Raw genomic sequence first — 16,995 nt, 5'->3', positions numbered from 1 at the left:
CCGCGCCGGGCGGCTCGACGTCCTGGCCGACGCCGTCCGCGACGCCGCCGCCGGACAGGGCTGCGATCCCGCCGAGCAGGACGACCTCGCCGAGCGCTTCCACGACGAGGCCTGGGACTGGATCGAAAGGCCCGACTTCCTCACCGAGGACCTCGACACCCAGATCCGCCGCGCCCGCACCCTCATGGACCTCCACGACGAGGACTCGGAAGGCGGCCCCGGGAACGACCCCCAGGACGACCCCGAAGGTGACGGCGACCTCATCGAAGGCGAAGCCCGCGAGGTCTCCCGCCCCGAACCCCAGCCGCCGCAGGCGCCCGAACATCCCCCTCAGTCGGTCCACGGATGCACACCGATCCCCACGGACGGCGCCGACGCCCCTATCCGTGTGTCTCCGTGTGCATCCGTGGACCGCGCGAAGCACGAGCCGGCCTCACCCCCCAGCCCCGACCCCTTCGCCCACTGGCCCAGGCGCATCGTCCCGGACCACCCGTTCAACTCGAGCTGAAGCCCCAGCCGCCTCGCCCAGGCCGCCCTCTCCTCCCCACCGGGCGAGGCGCGGCGCACATCGCCGGCTTACTAACATTTAATACAAGCTATCTTGCGTCACTCAGTACCTTGCCGTACCTCGTGGGTGAGCAAGGAGGCGCAAGAGCGTGCCTGAAGCCATCGAGATCCAGTTGAAGAAGGGGGCGCTGGAACTCTGCGTCCTGGCGCTTCTGTCCCATCAGGACAGCTACGCCTACGAGATCGCCAGCCGCCTCGCCGACGCCATCGGCATGGGCGAAGGCACCATCTATCCGCTGATGCGCCGCCTCCAGGGCGACGGCCTCGTCCAGACCTATCTGGTCGAGAGCTCCTCCGGGCCGCCGCGCAAATACTACCGGCTCTCCGAGAGCGGGCGGAAGACATTCGAGGGCCAGAAGGACGCCTGGACGTCCTTCTCCGGCGCCGTGGACCAGATCGTATTCGGAGGGGCCGAATGACACGTCAGGCGTTCATCGCCCGGTTGCGCGAAGGCCTTCGGGGCCAGACGCCGCAGGCCGTGGCCGACATCGTGGCCGACTACGAGGCCCATTTCACCGACGGCGAGGCCGCCGGGCGCACCGAGGCCGAGGTGGCCGCCGCGCTCGGCGACCCAGATCGTCTGGCCCGGGAGATCCGCGCCGAGAGCTCCCTCAACCGCTGGCGCGAGGAACGCACCGCCTCCTCGGCGGCGGCGGCGGTCTTTGCCGTCATCGGCCTGGGCGCCATCGACATCCTGGTGCTGCTACCCATCCTGATGGGCGTGGCCAGCGCCATGATCGCCGTGGCGGTCGCCGCCATCGTCGCCTTCTTCGCCGGCGCCGTGGTGTTCGCCGCCGGGCCCTTCTTCGCACCGCCCGGCGGGCCGGTGGCCGCCATCCTGGCGGGCATCGGAATCATGGCCGGTTCGACGTCGGTCGGCGCGGTGCTCACGATCCTGTCGGTCGGCCTGATCAACGCCCTGGTCTGGTACGGCCGCCTTCACTACCGGCTGCTGAAGCCGGCGCTCGAACCCCAGAATCTTGCAAGCCAGAATCCTGCAGGCCAGGGCTGAGGAGGACGCCATGATCCGCACCCTCGTCATGATCGCCGTCGCGGGCTTCGTGCTCTCGGTCGGCGCCCTCTCGGCCGCCGTCGCCATCGGTGGGCCCGACCTCGTCGCCCGCGGCGGCTGGAGCGCCTTTTCCGGGAAATGGGGGTCCTGGCGCGGCTGGGACGCCGACTGGAACGGGAACTGGGACGTCGAATGGAAGCGCGACCGCGACGGCTGGGACGACACCGCCGGCGCCGGCGGACCCGAGACCACGCGAACCCTCGACTGGAGCGGCGCCGACAGCCTCGACATCGACCTGCCCGCCGACGTCCGCTACATCCAGCAAGCCGGTCCCGGCCGGGTCGAAGTCACCGGGCCGCAGCGCGCGGTCGAACGCGTGATCGTCCGCGGCGACAGCATCCGCTACGACCAGGGGCGGCGCTGGACCCGGCCCAAGCTCACCATCGTGGTGCGCGCGCCCGACATCCGCAGCTTCGACGTCTCGGGCCGCAACACCCTGTCCATCGAAGGCTATCGCCAGGCGCGTCTTAGCCTGGAGGTCTCGGGCGACGCCTCGGTGAAGGCCGAGGGCGAGGCCGACGCGGTGAGCCTGGAGGTGTCGGACAGCGCCGGGGCGGACCTCGGGCGGCTCAAGGCCAAGGGCGTCGAGGCCGAGGTCTCGGGCGCGGGCGAAGCCGCGCTCGCCCCCACCGACTGGGCGCGGCTGGAAGTCTCCGGCGCCGCCGAGGTCCGGTTGCTCACCGACCCGCCGCGGCTGGAAAGCGACGTCACCGGCGCCGGCCGCGTCCGCCGCGGCGGCGCGCCCGCCCCGACGGGCGAGGCCCTCTGAGGCGGATCGTCAGGCCGGGACGAACTTCAGCGCCACGCCGTTGTTGCAGTAGCGCAGGCCCGTGGGCCGCGGCCCGTCCTCGAAGACGTGGCCGTGGTGCCCAAGGCACCGGGCGCAGTGGTACTCGGTGCGGGCCACGCCGATCCTGTGGTCGGTCTTGGTCCCGAACACGCCCGGCAGCGGCCGGTAGAAGCTGGGCCAGCCCGTGCCGCTCTCGAACTTGGTCGCCGAGCTGAACAGGGCTAGGTCGCAGCCCAGGCAGTGGTAGGTCCCCTTCCGCTTCTCACGATTGAGGGGGCTGGTTCCCGCCCGCTCGGTGTCCTCGTGGCGCAGGACCCGGTAGGCCGCGGCCGGCAGGCGCTTGCGCCACTCGGCATCGCTCACCCTGCGCCAGGGCGAGTCGGCGTAGGCGTCGGGCTTGGCGGCGAAGGCGGGCGACACCGCCGCGGCGGCGACGAACCCCGCGCCGCCCACGAGCAGCCGGCGCCGGTCGACAGGAGGACGGTCGGGATTAGGACGGATGGGATCCATGCCGGGATTACGCCTCCGCGACGGTCGGGGATGCAAGCCGACATCAGCCCATCCCTGCGGCGAAACTATGGGCCGGGACTCCAGAGCGTGTGTCGCCGCAGCCTCACAGGCCCGCGCCCTCGGGCAGGCCCAGCATCAGGTTGAGGTTCTGGACCGCCGCGCCCGACGCGCCCTTGCCCAGGTTGTCCAGCAGGGCCGTCAGCCGCGCCTGGCTTCCGTCGGCCGAGCCGAACACGAACAGCCGCATCCGGTTCGTGCCGTTCAGCGCCTCGGGATCGAGGTCGCGAACGTAGTTCGCGGCTCCAGCGCGGGCCTTCTGAAGCTCGGCGCATTCGTCACGGCTCGCGACCTCCACGAACACCTCGTCCGCATAGGCGGCGGCCAGGGCGGCGTGCAGGTCGTCCGGCGAGGGCTTCCCGGGCAGCGCCCGGAGCTGGAGCGGGACTTCGACCAGCATCCCCTGGGCGTACCGGCCCACGGACGGCGCGAAGACCGGCGGATGGTCGAGGCCCGCATGGAGCTGCATCTCGGGCAGGTGCTTGTGCGCCATCGGCAGGCCATAGGCGCGGAAGGCGTCGTTCGTGCCCTCGGGCGCCGGCCCCTCGAATTCGGCGATCAGCCCCTTGCCGCCGCCGGAGTAACCCGAGATCGCGTTGACCGTCACCGGGAAGTCGGCCGGCACGAGGCCCGCCGCCACCAGCGGCCGCATCAGGCCGATGAAGCCCGTCGGGTAGCAGCCGGGGTTCGCGACCCGGGTCGAACCCTGGATCGCCGCGCGCTGGTCCTTCGACATCTCGGCGAAGCCATAGGTCCAGCCGGGCGCCGTTCGGAACGCCGTCGAGGCGTCCACCACCTTCACGCGGTTGGAGGCGATCATCGAGACCGCCTCGCGCGACGCGTCGTCGGGCAGGCACAGCACCACGGCGTCGGCCGCGTTCAGCAGCTCGCGCCGCGCCTCGGCGTCCTTGCGCCGCTCGGGATCGATGGACAGGACCTCGAGGTCCGGGCGGGCCGCCAGCCGGTCGCGGATCTGGAGCCCCGTGGTGCCGGCTTCGCCGTCGATGAAGACTGTGTGGGCCATACGGGCCTCCGGAAAGAGAAAGGGCGCCTCGGTTGCCCGAAGCGCCCTCCTGCAAACGCGAATGCTCGCGCGCGGTCAGCGCTTCGAGAACTGGAAGCTGCGTCGGGCCTTGGCCTTGCCGTACTTCTTGCGCTCCACGACACGCGGGTCGCGGGTCAGCAGGCCATGCGGCTTCAGCACGGCGCGCAGGCCGGGCTCGTAGTAGGTCAGGGCCTTCGAGATGGCGTGACGCACGGCGCCCGCCTGCCCCGAGAGGCCCGAGCCTTCCACGGTGGCGACGACGTCGAACTGGCCGGCGCGGTCGGTCAGTTCCATCGGCTGGGCGATCATCATGCGCAGCACCGGGCGGGCGAAGTACACCGTCTGGTCGCGGCCGTTGATCGTGATCGTGCCCTTGCCGGGCTTGATCCAGACGCGGGCGACGGCGTTCTTGCGCTTGCCGGTCGCATAGGCGCGGCCCTGGGCGTCGATCTTGGGCTCGCGGACCACGGCCTCTTCGGCCGGCTGCGTGCCCAGGCCCTTGAGGGCGTCGAAGCCCGTGGCTTGGGGAGTGGCTTCGCTCATCAGACGCTCCGCACGTTCTTGGCGTTCAGCTCGGCGAACGCGATGGTCTCGGGATTCTGCGCCGCGTGCGGGTGCTCCGGCGAGTTGTAGATGCGCAGGTGCGTCATCTGCTTGCGGGCCAGCGGGCTCTCCTTGGGCAGCATCCGCTCGACGGCCTTCTGCAGGACGCGCTCGGGATACTTGCCGGCCAGGATCTGCGCCGGGGTCCGCTGCTTCACGCCGCCCGGATGGCCGGTGTGCCAGTAGTAGACCTCGTCGGTCGCCTTCTTGCCCGTGAACTTCACCTTGTGGGCGTTCACGACGACGACGAAATCGCCGCAGTCGACGTGGGGCGTGTAGTCGGGCCGGTGCTTGCCGCGAAGACGCATGGCGATGAACGACGCGAGACGGCCGACCACGGCGTTCTCGGCATCGACAACGATCCACTTCTTCTCGACCTCGGCGGGCTTCAGCGAAGCCGTGGTGCTCTTCAGCATGAGGGACGATCCAATGAACCTGACGCGGGACGCCGGAAGGCGACCCGATACGAGGCGCGGCATATGCCGCCCATCCACCCCGAAGTCAACGGGAAGATTCCGAACACCTCCAAAGGAAATATCATAAATTCAATTACTTATATATATAGGTATTATAATACCTCTAAAATCAGCCGATCAGACGCGCCGCACGCGCCACCCGAACGCCACGGCGAGGCCGAGGACGACCGCCGCCAGGAGTTGGTGGGCGATGCTCAGGCCCAGAGGCGAGACGGCCATCAGCGTCGCGATCCCGAGCGCGGCCTGGGCGAGGACGCCGCCGGCCGTGGCGAGGCCCAGGACCTTGGCCTCGCGCGAGAGATAGCTCGACCGCCAGGCGCCCACGCCCAGCGCCAGCGCCGCCAGCGCGAGCCCGTAGCCGACGATCCGGTGATGAAGCTGCACCGCCCCCTGGCTGTGCGCGATCGTCCCCCAGAGGGAGCCGGCCCAGTAGTCGTCGGGGACGAGGTCGCCGTTCATCAGCGGCCAGTCGTTGTAGACCAGCCCCGCATCGTTGCCCGCCACCAGGGCGCCCAGCAGCACCTGGAGGTAGATCAATCCGATGAGCCAGGCGGCCCGCCGCCCCCAGGGGCTGGGCAGGGTCTGCCGCGCCGCGCCGGCCCAGGCGTCGAAAGCGGTCCAGAGAAGAAGGCCCAGGAGGGCGAACGCCAGCCCCAGGTGGACCATCAGCCGCTCGGGGGCCACCGAGACGCGGTCCACAAGGCCGCTGGCCACCATCCACCAGCCGACAACGCCCTGAAGCGCGCCCAGGACGAAGATGCCGCCCAGCCGCGGCAGGAGCCGCCGGGGGATCTGGCGGCGAATGGCGAAGACGGCGAACGGCGCGGCGAAGACCAGGCCCAGCAGCCGCCCCAGGAAGCGGTGCCCCCACTCCCACCAGTAGATGAACTTGAACTGGTCCAGGCTCATGCCGGCGTTGATTTGCGCGTACTGCGGGATCTGGCGGTACCTGGCGAACTCGGCCTGCCAGTGCGCTTCGCTGAGCGGGGGGACGGCGCCGGTCACGGGCCGCCATTCGGTGATCGAGAGGCCGGAGTCGGTCAGCCGCGTGGCGCCGCCGACCACGATCATCGCCAGCACGAGGGCGGCCACCACGAACAGCCAGATCGCGACGGGCTTGGATCGATCGGAACGCAGGAACGAAGTCATGGGGGCGCGATTGGCGCAATTTCTCGGCTGAACTTTGGCCGCGTCCTTTAGCGGGCTTACGTGCGAACGCCCAGCGCTCTATGACGACGCCATGTCTCCCCGCCTGCTTTCTCCGCGCCTGCGCAAGTTCATCGGCATGATCGTCATCCTGGTGTTCCTGGTCGTCTACATCACCGTCGTCGCGTCGCTGGCGGACGAACTGCCCGACCACTGGGCCGTGAAGCTGGCCTACTACGGTTTCTTCGGGACACTCTGGGGGGTGCCGCTGTTCCCGCTCATCCGCTGGATGAACCGGGAGGGGTGAGCATCACCGCTCCTGTGAATCGAACTCCGCGGCCTCAGCGGCGGTTCTCCGCGTCGGCGGAGGAAGATGATCCAGGCCGCGCTTCCATTCGTTGAACCTTGCGGATTCTATTTCGGCAGCGGGCGCGAATGCATCCGCCAATCATACGGCGGGCGGGGAAAATCCACTCGGAACCGCCAATACCCGTCAGCAGGAGCTGGCGTCCCGACGGGCTCCGCATCGGCCATCATCCAGCCATCCCTGGCCATCCGCATTACAGCCTCATCGAAACCCCATCCTTCGGGCACCGATACCGCGAGCCGGCAATCGCGAAGTCGACCCACGTCATCAGCCACTTTGCAATCGACCAGCACCATCCCACTCTGCCGATAGCGAAAGGCCCGATCGGGGAAATAGGGGCCCGGGGGCCCAAGCTTGTAGCGCTTGTCGGTCTTAAACCTTGCGGCGCGAAGACGGGGAATAAGAATAGGATCGAGAGGTTTGAGGAATTCAAGGCGAATACGTACGCCTTCAGATTGTGCTCTGGCGAATTCAGGCGTCGATTTGAACTTTTCGGAAAGACCAAGAGCCGCCTCGCCGAAGCGCTGATCTATGGAAGATTCATCTGTCACCATACAGGCGTTCAGTTCTCCACTTGGAAGAATTCGACACTGGATACTCGCCCATCCGTCAACCGACGCCGTACGTGGGAAGGCCGCGGCCAGATCTTCGTCTGAAGGCTTGTTCACCCAAGGCGACGTCTGCGCCTGCGCGACCGTCCCCGCGAAGAGACATGCCGTAGCAATGGCCGCAAACTTTGTCGTTGCCCTCATCCCATGTTCCGCTAGAAGAGCGCCCTCGCCGCCGGGCCGTCGGAGCGTGGCGCAGCTTGGTAGCGCACTTGACTGGGGGTCAAGGGGTCGCAGGTTCAAATCCTGTCGCTCCGACCAGCGGCCGGCGGCGAGATTTTCCAAATCTTTCAGAATCTTGTCGCCGAATCCCGGCGAAGCACCCGAGCCTTGGCGAAGTTCGCGCGCACGATTATTCGTATATACGATAATACTGGCAATCGCGTGATATTCCGTATATACGATAATTCGTGACTCTCGAGTTCGACCCCGCCAAGGACGAAGCGAACCTCGCCAAGCACGGCGTGTCGCTGAAGGCGGCGGAGAGGTTCGATTGGAACACCGCCCTCGTGGTCGAGGATGACCGCTTCGACTACGGCGAGATGCGCTTCTACGCGATCGGCTACATCGGCGACCGGCTCCACACCCTGATCTATGCCGAGGGCTCGCATGAGGACGCCATCAGGGCGATCAGCCTTTGGCGGTCGACCCGCAACGAGGTGAGACGATATGAAGCCTAAGTATGACCCCGCGATCCACGGCGATCCGCCGCCGCTGACCGACGATATGCTGGGCAGGATGCGGCCCGCGCGCGAGGTTCATGGCGAAGCCTTCATGGCGAAGGTCCGGCGAGGCCGCCCCAAGGCCGAGGCGACCAAGGAGCCCATCAGCCTCCGGCTCGACGCCGCCGTCGTCGAGCACCTTCGGGCCAAGGGCAAGGGCTGGCAGACCCAGGTCAACGACGCTCTCGCCAGCCTGATCGCCGAGGGGCGGCTATAGGCGGCGGCCGCGATTCAGCGGGATTCCCCTAATCCTTTGAGCAGCCGGTCCAGGCGGGCTTTGGCGTTTTCGAGGTCGCGCAGGGCGTCGATCAGGCCCTGGGGCCCAGTGTCGGCCTGGGCGCGCGCACGGCGCGAGGGCGTCTCGGGCGCCGGCACGGCCACGCCCTCCCCGGCCGCGACCAGGCGCCTGATCCCCTGTTCGCGGTGCAGCTTCTGCACGCCCTTGATGGTGTAGCCCTCGTCGTGCAGCAGGCGCCGGACGCCGCGGAGCACCGCGATGTCGGAGGGGCGATAGAAGCGCCGGCCCCCGGCCCGCTTCATGGGTTTGATGAAGGTGAACTTGGTTTCCCAGAACCGCAGGACGTGCTGAGGCACGTGAAGCTCGTCCGCCGCTTCGGAGATCGTGCGGAAGGCGTCCGGGCCCTTCGCCACCGCGGTTACGACGTCCTCACCGCGAGAGCGCGCGGTCGACCCGCGCCTTCATCACCTGGCTGGCGCGGAATCCGATCACGCGCCGCGGGTCGATGGCCGCCGGCTCGCCGGTCTTGGGATTGCGGCCCATGCGCGCGCGCTTGGCGCGGACCTGGAAGACGCCGAAGCCCGAAAGCTTGACCTGTTCGCCCCGCTCCAGGGCCTGGCACATCAGCTCCAGCACGCGCTCGACCAACTCGGAGCAGTCCTGGCGCGTCAGGCCGACCTGTTCGTGGACGGCTTCGCAGAGATCGGCCCGTGTCACCGTCGGCCCTTTCATGATCGCCCTGGCCCCCGCCCCCACGTCGTTCATGATCCTGATTGTCCTATTGTCACAAAGACTTCAAGTCACGCCTTACCGCTCATGCGTAAGCGAATCTCAAAGACGCAGGACGCAGGCGCCCCACGTCAGTCCGCCGCCCATCGCTTCCAGCAGCAGGAGCTGACCGGGCCGGATGCGACCGTCCTTCAGCCCCTGGTCCAGCGCAAGCGGAATCGACGCCGCCGAGGTGTTCGCGTGCTCGGCCACCGTGGAGATGACCTTGCTCTCGTCGATGCCCAGACGGCGCGCCACCCCTTCCAGGATGCGCTGGTTGGCCTGGTGGGGAATGAACCAGTCCACCTCCGACACCGAAACGCCGGCATCGGCCGCCGCCGCGATCACGGCCTCCGAGATGTTCACGACCGCGTGACGAAACACCTGATTGCCCTGCATCCGGAGATAGCCGGTCTCACGGTTGGTCGATACGCCGCCATCGACGTAGAGGAGGTCCTGCTTGGTCCCGTCGGCGCGCAGGGCGAAGCCGAGCAGGCCGCGATCCGCCGTGGTCCCCGCCCCTTCACCCGGCTCCAGAACGACGGCGCCCGCGCCGTCGCCGAACAGGACGCAGGTGCCGCGGTCGCTCCAGTCCATGAGGCGGGTCATCACCTCGGCGCCGATCACGAGAGCGCAGGCGCTGCGACCGCGGGCGACGAAGCCGTCGGCCACCGAGAGCGCGTAGACGAACCCCGAGCACACCGCCTGGACGTCGAAGGCGACGCCGACAGGGCAGCCCAGCTTGCGCTGGACGATGGCGGCCGTGGCCGGGAAGGTCAGATCCGGAGTCGTCGTGGCGACGATGATCAGGTCCACGTCCGCCGGCGTGCGGCCGGCGGCCTCCAGCGCCCGGCGGGCGGCCTCGACAGCCAGGTCGGAGACCGGCGTCCCGTCGTCGGCCTGCCGGCGCTGGCGAATGCCCGTGCGCTCGCGGATCCATTCGTCCGAGGTGTCGACGACCTTGGACAGTTCGTCGTTCGTCACGATGCGGTCGGGCAGGAAGCCGCCGACACCGGTCACGACGCTACGCAGGACTTTGGACAATTCAGGCGGCTCCATCCGCGGCGGCCGGACCCGCCTCGGCGAGCGCGGCGGGAAGCCGCCTCATATTCCGTTCGATCTCTGAGGCAAACCCGCTTTGCGCCACATCGGCGGCCGCGCGTATGGCCTTGGCGAAGTCACGCTGGTCGGCGCCGCCGTGGCACTTGAGCACCAGGCCGTTCAGCCCGAGGAGCGGCGCGGCGGGCGGCGGGCTCAACTTGTCGCGGAACCTCAGCAGGGAGCCCCGGGCCAGCAGGGCGCCGAGGCTGGTCGCCGGGCCGGACTTCGTCAGCGCGGCGCGCAGCTCGTCGTACATGAAACGCGCGGCGCCCTCCATCGCCTTGAGGGCCACGTTGCCGGTGAAGCCGTCGGTGACCACGACGTCGACGGCGCCCTTGGTGATGTCGTCGCCCTCGACGAAGCCCTTGTAGGCCAGGTCGATCCCGCCTTCCCGCAGCACCCCGTGAGCCTGGCGGACCTCCTCGTGACCCTTCATCTCCTCGGACCCAACGTTGAGCAGGCCCACTGTGGGACGGGCCACGCCGTGGGCCGCGCGGTGGTACGCCTCGCCCATGATGGCGAACTCGACCAGGCGCTCGGCATCGCAGTCGACGTTGGCGCCCACGTCGAGGAAGGTGGTCACCCCGTTCGGATGCGGGATGCTGGCGACCAGCGCCGGGCGCTCCAGTTCGGCGCTCATCCTCAGGATCAGCTTCGAGATCGCCATCAGGGCGCCGGTGTTGCCCGCCGAGACCGCGGCGGCGGCCTGGCCCTCGCGGATGGCCTCGACGGCGTTCCACATCGACGAACCCTTGCCGCGGCGCATGGCCTGGGCCGGCTTCTCGTCCATGGACACGACCTTGTCCGAGTGCCGGACCTCGATCCGCCCTCGCACGGCCTCGTGCCGCGCCAGCGCCGCGCCGATCGCGGCCTCGTCGCCGTGGAGCAGGAGACGGATGTTCGGCCGGTCGGCCAGGGCCTCTGCGCACGCCGGCGCCACCACCGACGGGCCATGATCGCCGCCCATGGCGTCGACGGATATCACCAAGGGCTGTGTCAAGCGGTGTGTCGTCCCCCACGCGCCCGGCGCGGCGGCCGGTCGGATTCGTCCCCGCGACCATACTCCGGCGCGGTGGCGGCTGGAAACTAGGCCTTCGGCTCGGTCAGCTTCTTCAGCGCCGCGAACGGCGACGCGTCGGTTTCCGGAGCGGCATAGTCGAACACGGCGCCCGGCTTGCGGGGGAACGGATCGAGCTCCAGCCCCAGATGCTCGACCACATAGCCCGCCACATCGATCGCATCGCCGTCCAGCACGTCCGGAGCGTCGGGCGCATCGGGGTCCAGCTCGAGCTCTCCCCCCTCGCCCGCGGCGGCGTGCGGGCTGCCGGCCGGGACCGCCTGCACCACGAAGTCGCCGGCGACCGGCTGCTCGAAGGGATCGAGCGAGACGCCGCACACCTGCTCCACGACGGCGTCGAAGCGTCCGCTGACCTCGGCGCCGTCCATCCAGGCCCGCACGACCACCCGGGCCGTCAGGGCGGGCAGCGACCTCAGTCCGAGGCGGCGCGCGATGGCGGCCCGCTGCTCTGGGTCGGGAGCCAGGTCCACCGTCACCGGTCCCCGGGCCAGCTCGTGGAGGCGGACGACGCGCGGCCAGGTCACGGCTTCGCCCATGCGACCGCGCCGCTGCAGATGGCGTCGACGTCCTGGGTCGCCAGGGCCTGGCGCTGGGCCAGGACATAGTCGGCCAGGGCCGGCGCGTTCTCGGCCGCACCGCCTTCATAGACGGTGCGCGCCAGCACAGCCTCCAGGTCGGTGCGGTCGGGCAGAGAGGCCAGGGCCTCCTCCAGGGACTTCACCCGGCCGTAGAAGGCCTCGCCCAGCTTGCGCATCTTCTTGCCCACCGACAGGTCGCCGACCCCCAGTTCGCGCAGCGCGTGGTCCAGGGCGCTGACGTAGGTGTCGAACAGGGCCTGGGCGATCTCGGAGGCACGGTCGCCCTGCCCCTTCAGCCGCTCCAGCAGGAGGTAGACGTGCAGGCTGTAGAGTTCGAATCGGCCCTCGGGCGAGTCGGCCACGCGCAGGTCGGCGTAGAGACCGGGCGTGCGCGCCTGGGCGACGGTGACGGCGTAGAGTTCGCGCCCGGCGGCGACCGCCGGCCTCGGCTTGAACAGGCGCTTGAGCATGACGGCCTCGATTTCGCCCCTCTGGCTGCGTACAAAAAGGGCGCATTGAACTAAGGGGCGGCCGGCGATAGGTCAAAGCCTCTTGCCGTCCGGCAATGCGAACCGAGTCCGCCAGAAACGAGCCCGAATGTCCCGCAGCCCCGCCAAAGCCGTCTCTGCCGCCGTCCTGGCCGCCGCCGTCGTGGCCGCCGGCGGGCTTTCGGCGTGCTCGCCGATCACCAGCTATTCGGGTTTCCAGGCCATCGACAGCGATCCCAAGGACGTGGCGGTGGGCACGGACACCAAATCGACCGTCCGCGCCAAGCTGGGCTCGCCTTCGGTGCAGTCGACCTTCGATCCCAACGTCTGGTTCTATGTGAACCAGATCAAGGAGCGGGTCGCGTTCCGCAAGCCGCGGGTGACCGCGCGGAACGTCACCGCGATCGCCTTCAACAAGGAGTCGGAGGTCGTCGAGACGGTGAACGTCTACACGCTCAAGGACGGCAAGGTGATCGCGTTCAACGACCGCGAAACGCCCACCCGCGGCCGCGAGATGACGGTGCTGGAACAGCTCCTGGGCAGCGTCGGTCGCGGCGGCATGCTGCCGCCCGACGACGAGGGCGTGCCCGGATCGCGGCCCGGCGACCGGCGGTAGCGCCGCCCTCCGCTTCACGGCCAGGGATCGGAAAGCAGAAGGCCCCGGAGATCGCTCTCCGGGGCCTTCGCGTTTCAGACTGTCGACGCCGTCAGCCGACCGCCCCGTGGGCCAGGATCGCCAGCAGCAGCAGGGCCACGATGTTGGTGATCTTGATCATGGGGTTCACGGCGGGGCCCGCCGTGTCCTTGTAGGGGTCGCCGACGGTGTCGCCGGTCACCGCGGCCTTGTGGGCCTCGGAGCCCTTGCCGCCGTGGTGGCCTTCCTCGATCAGCTTCTTGGCGTTGTCCCACGCGCCGCCGCCCGAGGTCATCGAGATGGCCACGAACAGGCCCGTCACGATCACGCCCATCAGCATGGCGCCCAGCGCCGCGAAGCCGTTCACCGGCCCGGCGATCGCCTGGATGACGAAGAACAGCACCACGGGCGAGGCCACCGGCAGCAGCGAGGGGACGATCATCTCGCGGATCGCGGCGCCGGTCAGGATGCCGACCGCCTTGCCGTACTCGGGCTTCACCTCGCCGGTCATGATGCCCGGGTTCTCGCGGAACTGGCGACGCACCTCCTCGACCACGGCCTCGGCCGCGCGACCCACGGCGGTCATCGACATGCCGCCGAACAGGAACGGCAGCAGGCCGCCAAACAGCAGGCCCACGACCACATACGGGTTGGAGAGGTCGAAGGTCACCGCGCCCAGGCCGTCGAAGAACGAGCCCGGAACCGCCTCGGCCACGAAGTACTTCAGGTCTTCGGTGTAGGCGGCGAAGAGCACCAGGGCGCCCAGCCCGGCCGAGCCGATGGCATAGCCCTTGGTCACCGCCTTGGTGGTGTTGCCCACGGCGTCGAGGGCGTCGGTTGTGACGCGCACCTCCGGCGGCAGGCCCGCCATCTCGGCGATGCCGCCGGCGTTGTCGGTGACAGGACCGAAGGCGTCGAGCGCCACGATGAACCCCGCCAGCGACAGCATGGCCGTGGTGGCGATGGCGATGCCGAACAGGCCGGCCAGGCCGTAGGTGACGATGATGCCGGCGATGATGACGATGGCCGGAGCCGCCGTCGACTCGAGGCTCATGGCCAGGCCCTGGATCACGTTGGTGCCGTGGCCCGAGACCGAGGCCTTGGCCACCGACTTCACCGGCCGGAAGCCCGTGCCGGTATAGTATTCGGTGATGATCACGATGAGCGCCGTGACCACGAGGCCGGCGACGCCGCAGAAGAACAGTTCGTTCGCGCCGAAGGTCTTGTCTCCGACGGTGACCGGGCCGGTCACCAGGGCGTTGACGACCCACCAGACCGCGCCCACCGACAGAACGCCGGTGACGATCAGGCCCTGGTACAGCGCGCCCATGATGTTGTTCGACTTGCCCAGGCGGACGAAGAAGGTGCCGATGATCGAGGTGATGATGCAGACGCCGCAGATGGCCAGCGGCAGCAGCATCATGTTCCCCACCACCTCGGGCATGGCCCGGAAGAAGATGGCGCCCAGGACCATGGTGGCGACCGTGGTCACCGCGTAGGTCTCGAACAGGTCGGCGGCCATGCCGGCGCAGTCGCCCACGTTGTCGCCCACGTTGTCGGCGATGGTCGCGGCGTTGCGCGGGTCATCCTCGGGAATGCCGGCCTCGACCTTGCCCACCATGTCGCCGCCCACGTCGGCGCCCTTGGTGAAGATCCCGCCGCCCAGGCGGGCGAAGATCGAGATCAGCGAGGCGCCGAAGCCCAGGGCCACCAGGCTGTCGACCACGGTCCGGTCGGTGACGGCCAGGCCCATGGCGCCGGTCAGGACGTAGTAGTAGCCCGCCACGCCCAGCAGGGCGAAGCCGGCCACCAGCATGCCGGTGATGGCGCCCGAGCGGAACGCCAGCGACAGGCCCTTGGCCAGGCCCTCCGAGGCGGCCTGGGCCGTGCGCACGTTGGCGCGGACCGAGATCAGCATGCCCGCGAAGCCCGCGAGGCCCGAGAGCACGGCGCCGATCAGGAAGCCCACGGCCGGTAGGACGCCGAGCAGCACGCCCAGCGCGATCAGGATCACCACGCCGACGATGGCGATGGCGGTGTACTGCTTGTTCAGATAGGCCTGTGCGCCTTCCTGGATGGCGGCGGCGATCTCCTGCATCCGGGCGTTGCCCGGCGACGCCCGGAGCAGCGACATCGTCTGGGCGACGCCGTACAGCACCGCCAGCGCGCCTGCGCCGATCACCAACAATAGAACGGAACTCATCTCGATTATCGCCCCTCTGCGAGCATGTATGCGGAGAAGGGTCTTCGGCCGCCACCTGCGGGCGGACGTCGCGGACCCCTTGCTCCCTTGCGTTTCCCCAACTCGTTCCAGGACCGCACCGCGCGGCCCCGGAAAGACTTAGAAAACTACTCAGGTTTCGAGGAGCCACGCAACCTGCCCGCCGGGTGGCGGTTCACGCGGCGGCAGGGGATAGGCCGCACCCGCGGGCGGGGAACTCGGCGGCGTGTCAGGCGGCCGGCGTCAATCCTCGCCGGCGGGGGGCCTGGGACGTCACCTCGATCGACAGGATCTGGCCCGGCCCCGCGATCGTCGCGGCGTCCCGCTTCAGGGCGGCTGAGAGCTTCGCGACGTCGATCGCCGCGAGATCCGACGGGAGCGTGAACGGGGTGCGATGCGCCGTCCGCACCAGGGCGTCGCGGAAGAAGGGTTCCTTCTCGCGCAGGCGCGCGGCGTTGGCCGTATTGGTCAGGTTTATCCGGATGCGGACGAAGATGTAGTTCACCAGCTTCCGGTCCAGGACGACCGGCAAGCCCACCGGCTGCAGTTCCACGTACTGGCCGACGTCGCCCTTGCCGTCGCCCTCCTTCCCCTTGGGCGCGGCGGCCCAGGCGCCCTGCCCGGCGACGGGCGCGGCCGAAAGGCCGACGGCGGCGAACAGGAATGCGCGGCGCAGCATGCTGCGCTTCTGCCGGAAAACCCTTGCCGCAAGGTTGAGGCCGCCCGCCACGCGCGTGGCGGGTGTTCGCGAACAATGGTACTCTGATGAAAACAGGTCCAGGGAGGCTCGCCATGTCGCCCACGCGTCGCCAAGCCGCCGTCGGCCTGCTGGCGGCCGGCGCCACGGGACTGTCGGGCGGTGTGGGACTGTCGGCAGGCCGCGCCCTGGCCTCGGAACCCGACGACCCGGCGCCCGTGATCGAGCAGCCCGACGAGGCCGATACCGCCGAAACCGAACTGGCGACGCGGGAGTCCGCGCACGAGCACATGCTGGCGCCGGTCAGCATCAACGGCCGGGGACCGTTCAACTTCCTCCTGGACACCGGCGCGAACGTGAGCTGCGTCTCCAATAGACTCGCCGACCAGCTCGCCCTGCGGGCGGTGGACTCCGCGCCCGTGCACACCCTGGTGGGCGTTCGCCACCGCCCCATCGTCCATCTCGACAACCTTCAGGTGGGTCCGCGGGAGCGCCGGAACGTGAAGGCGCCGGCCTTGCCCATCAAGGGCGCCGAGGTGGACGGCGTCCTGGGGATCGACTGGCTGAAGGGCCAGCGCCTGGTCCTGGATTTCAAGGGCCGGCGCATGCTGATCGTCGAGTCCCGAAGCGATCGGAACGAGCCGGGACGGACGGTCGTGGTGCCGGCGCGGCGACGAAAGGGCCAGCTCACCATCGTCGACGCCGAGCTGTCGGGCCGGCGGATCAGCGCCATCATCGACTCCGGCGCCCAGGGCACCCTGTGCAACGGCAAGCTGCGCGATCTGGTCCGGGCCCAGGAGAAGCGCAATGGCCTGGCGCAGCCCCCGCAGACCGTGCGCATGGAGACCCTGGCGGGCGAGCCCTTCTATGGCGAGGCGGTGTTCCTGCCGTTCCTGCGCCTGGGCGGGCTGCATCTCGGCAACGTGCCGGTGACCTGCGCCGACATGCATGTGTTCAGGATCTGGAACCTGGAGAACAGCCCCGCCCTGGTGCTCGGGATCGACCTCCTGAGCCAGTTCGAGCAGGTCGCCCTGGACTTCGGCCGCTCCCGGGTTCGGTTCGACTTCAGGGACGTCTAGTGTGCTGGATTTGAAGTTCGCCTGCATCAGGGTGGAGCGCTGGAGCGAACTTCAAATCCAGAAAGCACACTAGAAGCCTACACTTGCTAGTGTCCTTCTCGATTCCGAAGTTCGTCCGAGCCCGCCACAAGCGCTTGCGAACTTCGGAAT

General features: G+C 69.0%; 23 protein-coding genes and 1 tRNA gene. 10 read left to right on the top strand and 14 right to left on the bottom strand.

Features of this window, described 5'->3' with window-relative positions:
* From WG212_RS22160 to WG212_RS22145, 4 genes are all read left to right on the top strand, one after another.
* Positions 1–508, top strand: a 508-nt coding sequence (locus WG212_RS22160) for a hypothetical protein (protein ID WP_337189285.1), incomplete at its 5' end; no start/stop codon positions are given.
* 148 nt (positions 509–656) lie between these two features.
* On the top strand, positions 657–986 hold the full coding sequence (locus WG212_RS22155; RefSeq protein ID WP_337189284.1) for a PadR family transcriptional regulator: 330 nt from the start codon (positions 657–659) through the stop codon (positions 984–986).
* Positions 983–1,579, top strand: coding sequence for a DUF1700 domain-containing protein (locus WG212_RS22150; protein WP_337189283.1), 597 nt, complete (start codon positions 983–985; stop codon positions 1,577–1,579). The genes WG212_RS22155 and WG212_RS22150 overlap by 4 nt, the downstream gene beginning before the upstream one ends.
* A 10-nt stretch (positions 1,580–1,589) precedes the next feature.
* A complete protein-coding gene (locus WG212_RS22145) occupies positions 1,590–2,408 on the top strand; it encodes a DUF2807 domain-containing protein (RefSeq protein ID WP_337189282.1) in 819 nt (272 codons plus the stop codon).
* Between the two features lie 9 nt (positions 2,409–2,417).
* Here the strand turns inward: WG212_RS22145 and msrB are convergent, their stop codons facing one another.
* From msrB to WG212_RS22120, 5 genes are all read right to left on the bottom strand, one after another.
* Positions 2,418–2,939: a peptide-methionine (R)-S-oxide reductase MsrB gene (gene msrB / locus WG212_RS22140; RefSeq protein WP_337189281.1), complete on the bottom strand. Its 522-nt coding sequence runs from the start codon at positions 2,937–2,939 to the stop codon at positions 2,418–2,420.
* 103 nt (positions 2,940–3,042) lie between these two features.
* A complete protein-coding gene (gene argC / locus WG212_RS22135; protein WP_337189280.1) occupies positions 3,043–4,020 on the bottom strand; it encodes an N-acetyl-gamma-glutamyl-phosphate reductase in 978 nt (325 codons plus the stop codon).
* A 75-nt stretch (positions 4,021–4,095) separates the two neighbouring features.
* A complete protein-coding gene (gene rpsI / locus WG212_RS22130; RefSeq protein ID WP_293378887.1) occupies positions 4,096–4,584 on the bottom strand; it encodes a 30S ribosomal protein S9 in 489 nt (162 codons plus the stop codon).
* Positions 4,584–5,057, bottom strand: a complete 474-nt coding sequence (gene rplM, locus WG212_RS22125; RefSeq protein WP_337189287.1) for a 50S ribosomal protein L13 — start codon at positions 5,055–5,057, stop codon at positions 4,584–4,586. The genes rpsI and rplM overlap by 1 nt, the downstream gene beginning before the upstream one ends.
* 180 nt (positions 5,058–5,237) lie before the next feature.
* Positions 5,238–6,269 carry a COX15/CtaA family protein gene (locus tag WG212_RS22120; protein ID WP_337189279.1) on the bottom strand — a complete coding sequence of 344 codons (1,032 nt, stop codon included), beginning with the start codon at positions 6,267–6,269 and terminating at the stop codon, positions 5,238–5,240.
* A 91-nt stretch (positions 6,270–6,360) separates the two neighbouring features.
* Between WG212_RS22120 and WG212_RS22115 the strand changes: the two genes are divergently transcribed.
* Positions 6,361–6,573 carry a DUF2842 domain-containing protein gene (locus WG212_RS22115; RefSeq protein ID WP_337189278.1) on the top strand — a complete coding sequence of 71 codons (213 nt, stop codon included), beginning with the start codon at positions 6,361–6,363 and terminating at the stop codon, positions 6,571–6,573.
* A 107-nt stretch (positions 6,574–6,680) separates the two neighbouring features.
* On the opposite strand, the gene WG212_RS22110 is transcribed toward WG212_RS22115, so the two are convergent.
* On the bottom strand, positions 6,681–7,187 hold the full coding sequence (locus tag WG212_RS22110) for a hypothetical protein (RefSeq protein ID WP_337189277.1): 507 nt from the start codon (positions 7,185–7,187) through the stop codon (positions 6,681–6,683).
* Between the two features lie 238 nt (positions 7,188–7,425).
* Here WG212_RS22110 and WG212_RS22105 point away from each other — a divergent pair.
* The 3 genes from WG212_RS22105 (at position 7,426) to WG212_RS22095 (ending at position 8,180) form a co-directional block, all read left to right on the top strand.
* Positions 7,426–7,502: transfer RNA gene (locus tag WG212_RS22105), tRNA-Pro, on the top strand.
* Positions 7,503–7,651: 149 nt separating this feature from the next.
* On the top strand, positions 7,652–7,921 hold the full coding sequence (locus WG212_RS22100) for a BrnT family toxin (RefSeq protein WP_337189276.1): 270 nt from the start codon (positions 7,652–7,654) through the stop codon (positions 7,919–7,921).
* Entirely contained in the window at positions 7,911–8,180 is a 270-nt protein-coding gene (locus tag WG212_RS22095; RefSeq protein WP_337189275.1) for a BrnA antitoxin family protein, read from the top strand. The genes WG212_RS22100 and WG212_RS22095 overlap by 11 nt, the downstream gene beginning before the upstream one ends.
* 14 nt (positions 8,181–8,194) lie before the next feature.
* Here the strand turns inward: WG212_RS22095 and WG212_RS22090 are convergent, their stop codons facing one another.
* The 6 genes from WG212_RS22090 to WG212_RS22065 form a co-directional block, all read right to left on the bottom strand.
* Positions 8,195–8,614 (bottom strand): MerR family transcriptional regulator, encoded by a 420-nt coding sequence (locus WG212_RS22090; RefSeq protein ID WP_337189274.1) that lies wholly within the window; start codon positions 8,612–8,614, stop codon positions 8,195–8,197.
* Between the two features lie 16 nt (positions 8,615–8,630).
* The gene (locus WG212_RS22085) at positions 8,631–8,933 is read right to left on the bottom strand and encodes an integration host factor subunit alpha (RefSeq protein WP_293379206.1); all 303 of its coding nucleotides are present in this window, start codon (positions 8,931–8,933) and stop codon (positions 8,631–8,633) included.
* Between the two features lie 99 nt (positions 8,934–9,032).
* Positions 9,033–10,028: a beta-ketoacyl-ACP synthase III gene (locus tag WG212_RS22080; RefSeq protein WP_337189273.1), complete on the bottom strand. Its 996-nt coding sequence runs from the start codon at positions 10,026–10,028 to the stop codon at positions 9,033–9,035.
* The gene (plsX, locus tag WG212_RS22075) at positions 10,015–11,070 is read right to left on the bottom strand and encodes a phosphate acyltransferase PlsX (RefSeq protein WP_337189272.1); all 1,056 of its coding nucleotides are present in this window, start codon (positions 11,068–11,070) and stop codon (positions 10,015–10,017) included. The genes WG212_RS22080 and plsX overlap by 14 nt, the downstream gene beginning before the upstream one ends.
* Positions 11,071–11,156: 86 nt before the next feature.
* Entirely contained in the window at positions 11,157–11,684 is a 528-nt protein-coding gene (locus WG212_RS22070; protein WP_337189271.1) for a DUF177 domain-containing protein, read from the bottom strand.
* Positions 11,669–12,196: a ubiquinol-cytochrome C chaperone family protein gene (locus WG212_RS22065; protein ID WP_337189270.1), complete on the bottom strand. Its 528-nt coding sequence runs from the start codon at positions 12,194–12,196 to the stop codon at positions 11,669–11,671. The genes WG212_RS22070 and WG212_RS22065 overlap by 16 nt, the downstream gene beginning before the upstream one ends.
* A gap of 127 nt (positions 12,197–12,323) precedes the next feature.
* Between WG212_RS22065 and bamE the strand changes: the two genes are divergently transcribed.
* A complete protein-coding gene (gene bamE / locus WG212_RS22060; RefSeq protein WP_337189269.1) occupies positions 12,324–12,830 on the top strand; it encodes an outer membrane protein assembly factor BamE in 507 nt (168 codons plus the stop codon).
* A 91-nt stretch (positions 12,831–12,921) separates the two neighbouring features.
* Here the strand turns inward: bamE and WG212_RS22055 are convergent, their stop codons facing one another.
* Positions 12,922–15,051 (bottom strand): sodium-translocating pyrophosphatase, encoded by a 2,130-nt coding sequence (locus WG212_RS22055; RefSeq protein ID WP_337189268.1) that lies wholly within the window; start codon positions 15,049–15,051, stop codon positions 12,922–12,924.
* A 247-nt stretch (positions 15,052–15,298) separates the two neighbouring features.
* Positions 15,299–15,748, bottom strand: a complete 450-nt coding sequence (locus WG212_RS22050; RefSeq protein WP_337189267.1) for a hypothetical protein — start codon at positions 15,746–15,748, stop codon at positions 15,299–15,301.
* Between the two features lie 113 nt (positions 15,749–15,861).
* Here WG212_RS22050 and WG212_RS22045 point away from each other — a divergent pair, with 113 nt between their 5' ends.
* Entirely contained in the window at positions 15,862–16,845 is a 984-nt protein-coding gene (locus tag WG212_RS22045; protein ID WP_337189266.1) for a retroviral-like aspartic protease family protein, read from the top strand.
* Positions 16,846–16,995: the final 150 nt, after the last annotated feature.

It is taken from the genome of Phenylobacterium sp., assembly GCF_037189685.1.
Classification (GTDB): domain Bacteria; phylum Pseudomonadota; class Alphaproteobacteria; order Caulobacterales; family Caulobacteraceae; genus Phenylobacterium.
The sequence above is the reverse complement of the archived record's forward strand: the minus strand, read 5'-3'. Positions and strand labels throughout refer to the sequence as shown.

Excerpts from the sequence above, each read along its gene's own strand:
- WG212_RS22085 (WP_293379206.1), bottom strand. The coding sequence starts at position 8,933 with ATGAAAGGGCCGACGGTGACACGGGCCGATCTCTGCGAAGCCGTCCAC.
- WG212_RS22080 (WP_337189273.1), bottom strand. The coding sequence starts at position 10,028 with ATGGAGCCGCCTGAATTGTCCAAAGTCCTGCGTAGCGTCGTGACCGGT.
- WG212_RS22150 (WP_337189283.1), top strand. The coding sequence starts at position 983 with ATGACACGTCAGGCGTTCATCGCCCGGTTGCGCGAAGGCCTTCGGGGC.
- WG212_RS22115 (WP_337189278.1), top strand. The coding sequence starts at position 6,361 with ATGTCTCCCCGCCTGCTTTCTCCGCGCCTGCGCAAGTTCATCGGCATG.
- argC (WP_337189280.1), bottom strand. The coding sequence starts at position 4,020 with ATGGCCCACACAGTCTTCATCGACGGCGAAGCCGGCACCACGGGGCTC.
- WG212_RS22120 (WP_337189279.1), bottom strand. The coding sequence starts at position 6,269 with ATGACTTCGTTCCTGCGTTCCGATCGATCCAAGCCCGTCGCGATCTGG.
- msrB (WP_337189281.1), bottom strand. The coding sequence starts at position 2,939 with ATGGATCCCATCCGTCCTAATCCCGACCGTCCTCCTGTCGACCGGCGC.
- WG212_RS22055 (WP_337189268.1), bottom strand. The coding sequence starts at position 15,051 with ATGAGTTCCGTTCTATTGTTGGTGATCGGCGCAGGCGCGCTGGCGGTG.
- WG212_RS22050 (WP_337189267.1), bottom strand. The coding sequence starts at position 15,748 with ATGCTGCGCCGCGCATTCCTGTTCGCCGCCGTCGGCCTTTCGGCCGCG.
- WG212_RS22065 (WP_337189270.1), bottom strand. The coding sequence starts at position 12,196 with ATGCTCAAGCGCCTGTTCAAGCCGAGGCCGGCGGTCGCCGCCGGGCGC.
- WG212_RS22070 (WP_337189271.1), bottom strand. The coding sequence starts at position 11,684 with ATGGGCGAAGCCGTGACCTGGCCGCGCGTCGTCCGCCTCCACGAGCTG.
- WG212_RS22110 (WP_337189277.1), bottom strand. The coding sequence starts at position 7,187 with ATGGTGACAGATGAATCTTCCATAGATCAGCGCTTCGGCGAGGCGGCT.
- WG212_RS22145 (WP_337189282.1), top strand. The coding sequence starts at position 1,590 with ATGATCCGCACCCTCGTCATGATCGCCGTCGCGGGCTTCGTGCTCTCG.
- WG212_RS22045 (WP_337189266.1), top strand. The coding sequence starts at position 15,862 with ATGTCGCCCACGCGTCGCCAAGCCGCCGTCGGCCTGCTGGCGGCCGGC.
- bamE (WP_337189269.1), top strand. The coding sequence starts at position 12,324 with ATGTCCCGCAGCCCCGCCAAAGCCGTCTCTGCCGCCGTCCTGGCCGCC.
- rpsI (WP_293378887.1), bottom strand. The coding sequence starts at position 4,584 with ATGAGCGAAGCCACTCCCCAAGCCACGGGCTTCGACGCCCTCAAGGGC.
- WG212_RS22095 (WP_337189275.1), top strand. The coding sequence starts at position 7,911 with ATGAAGCCTAAGTATGACCCCGCGATCCACGGCGATCCGCCGCCGCTG.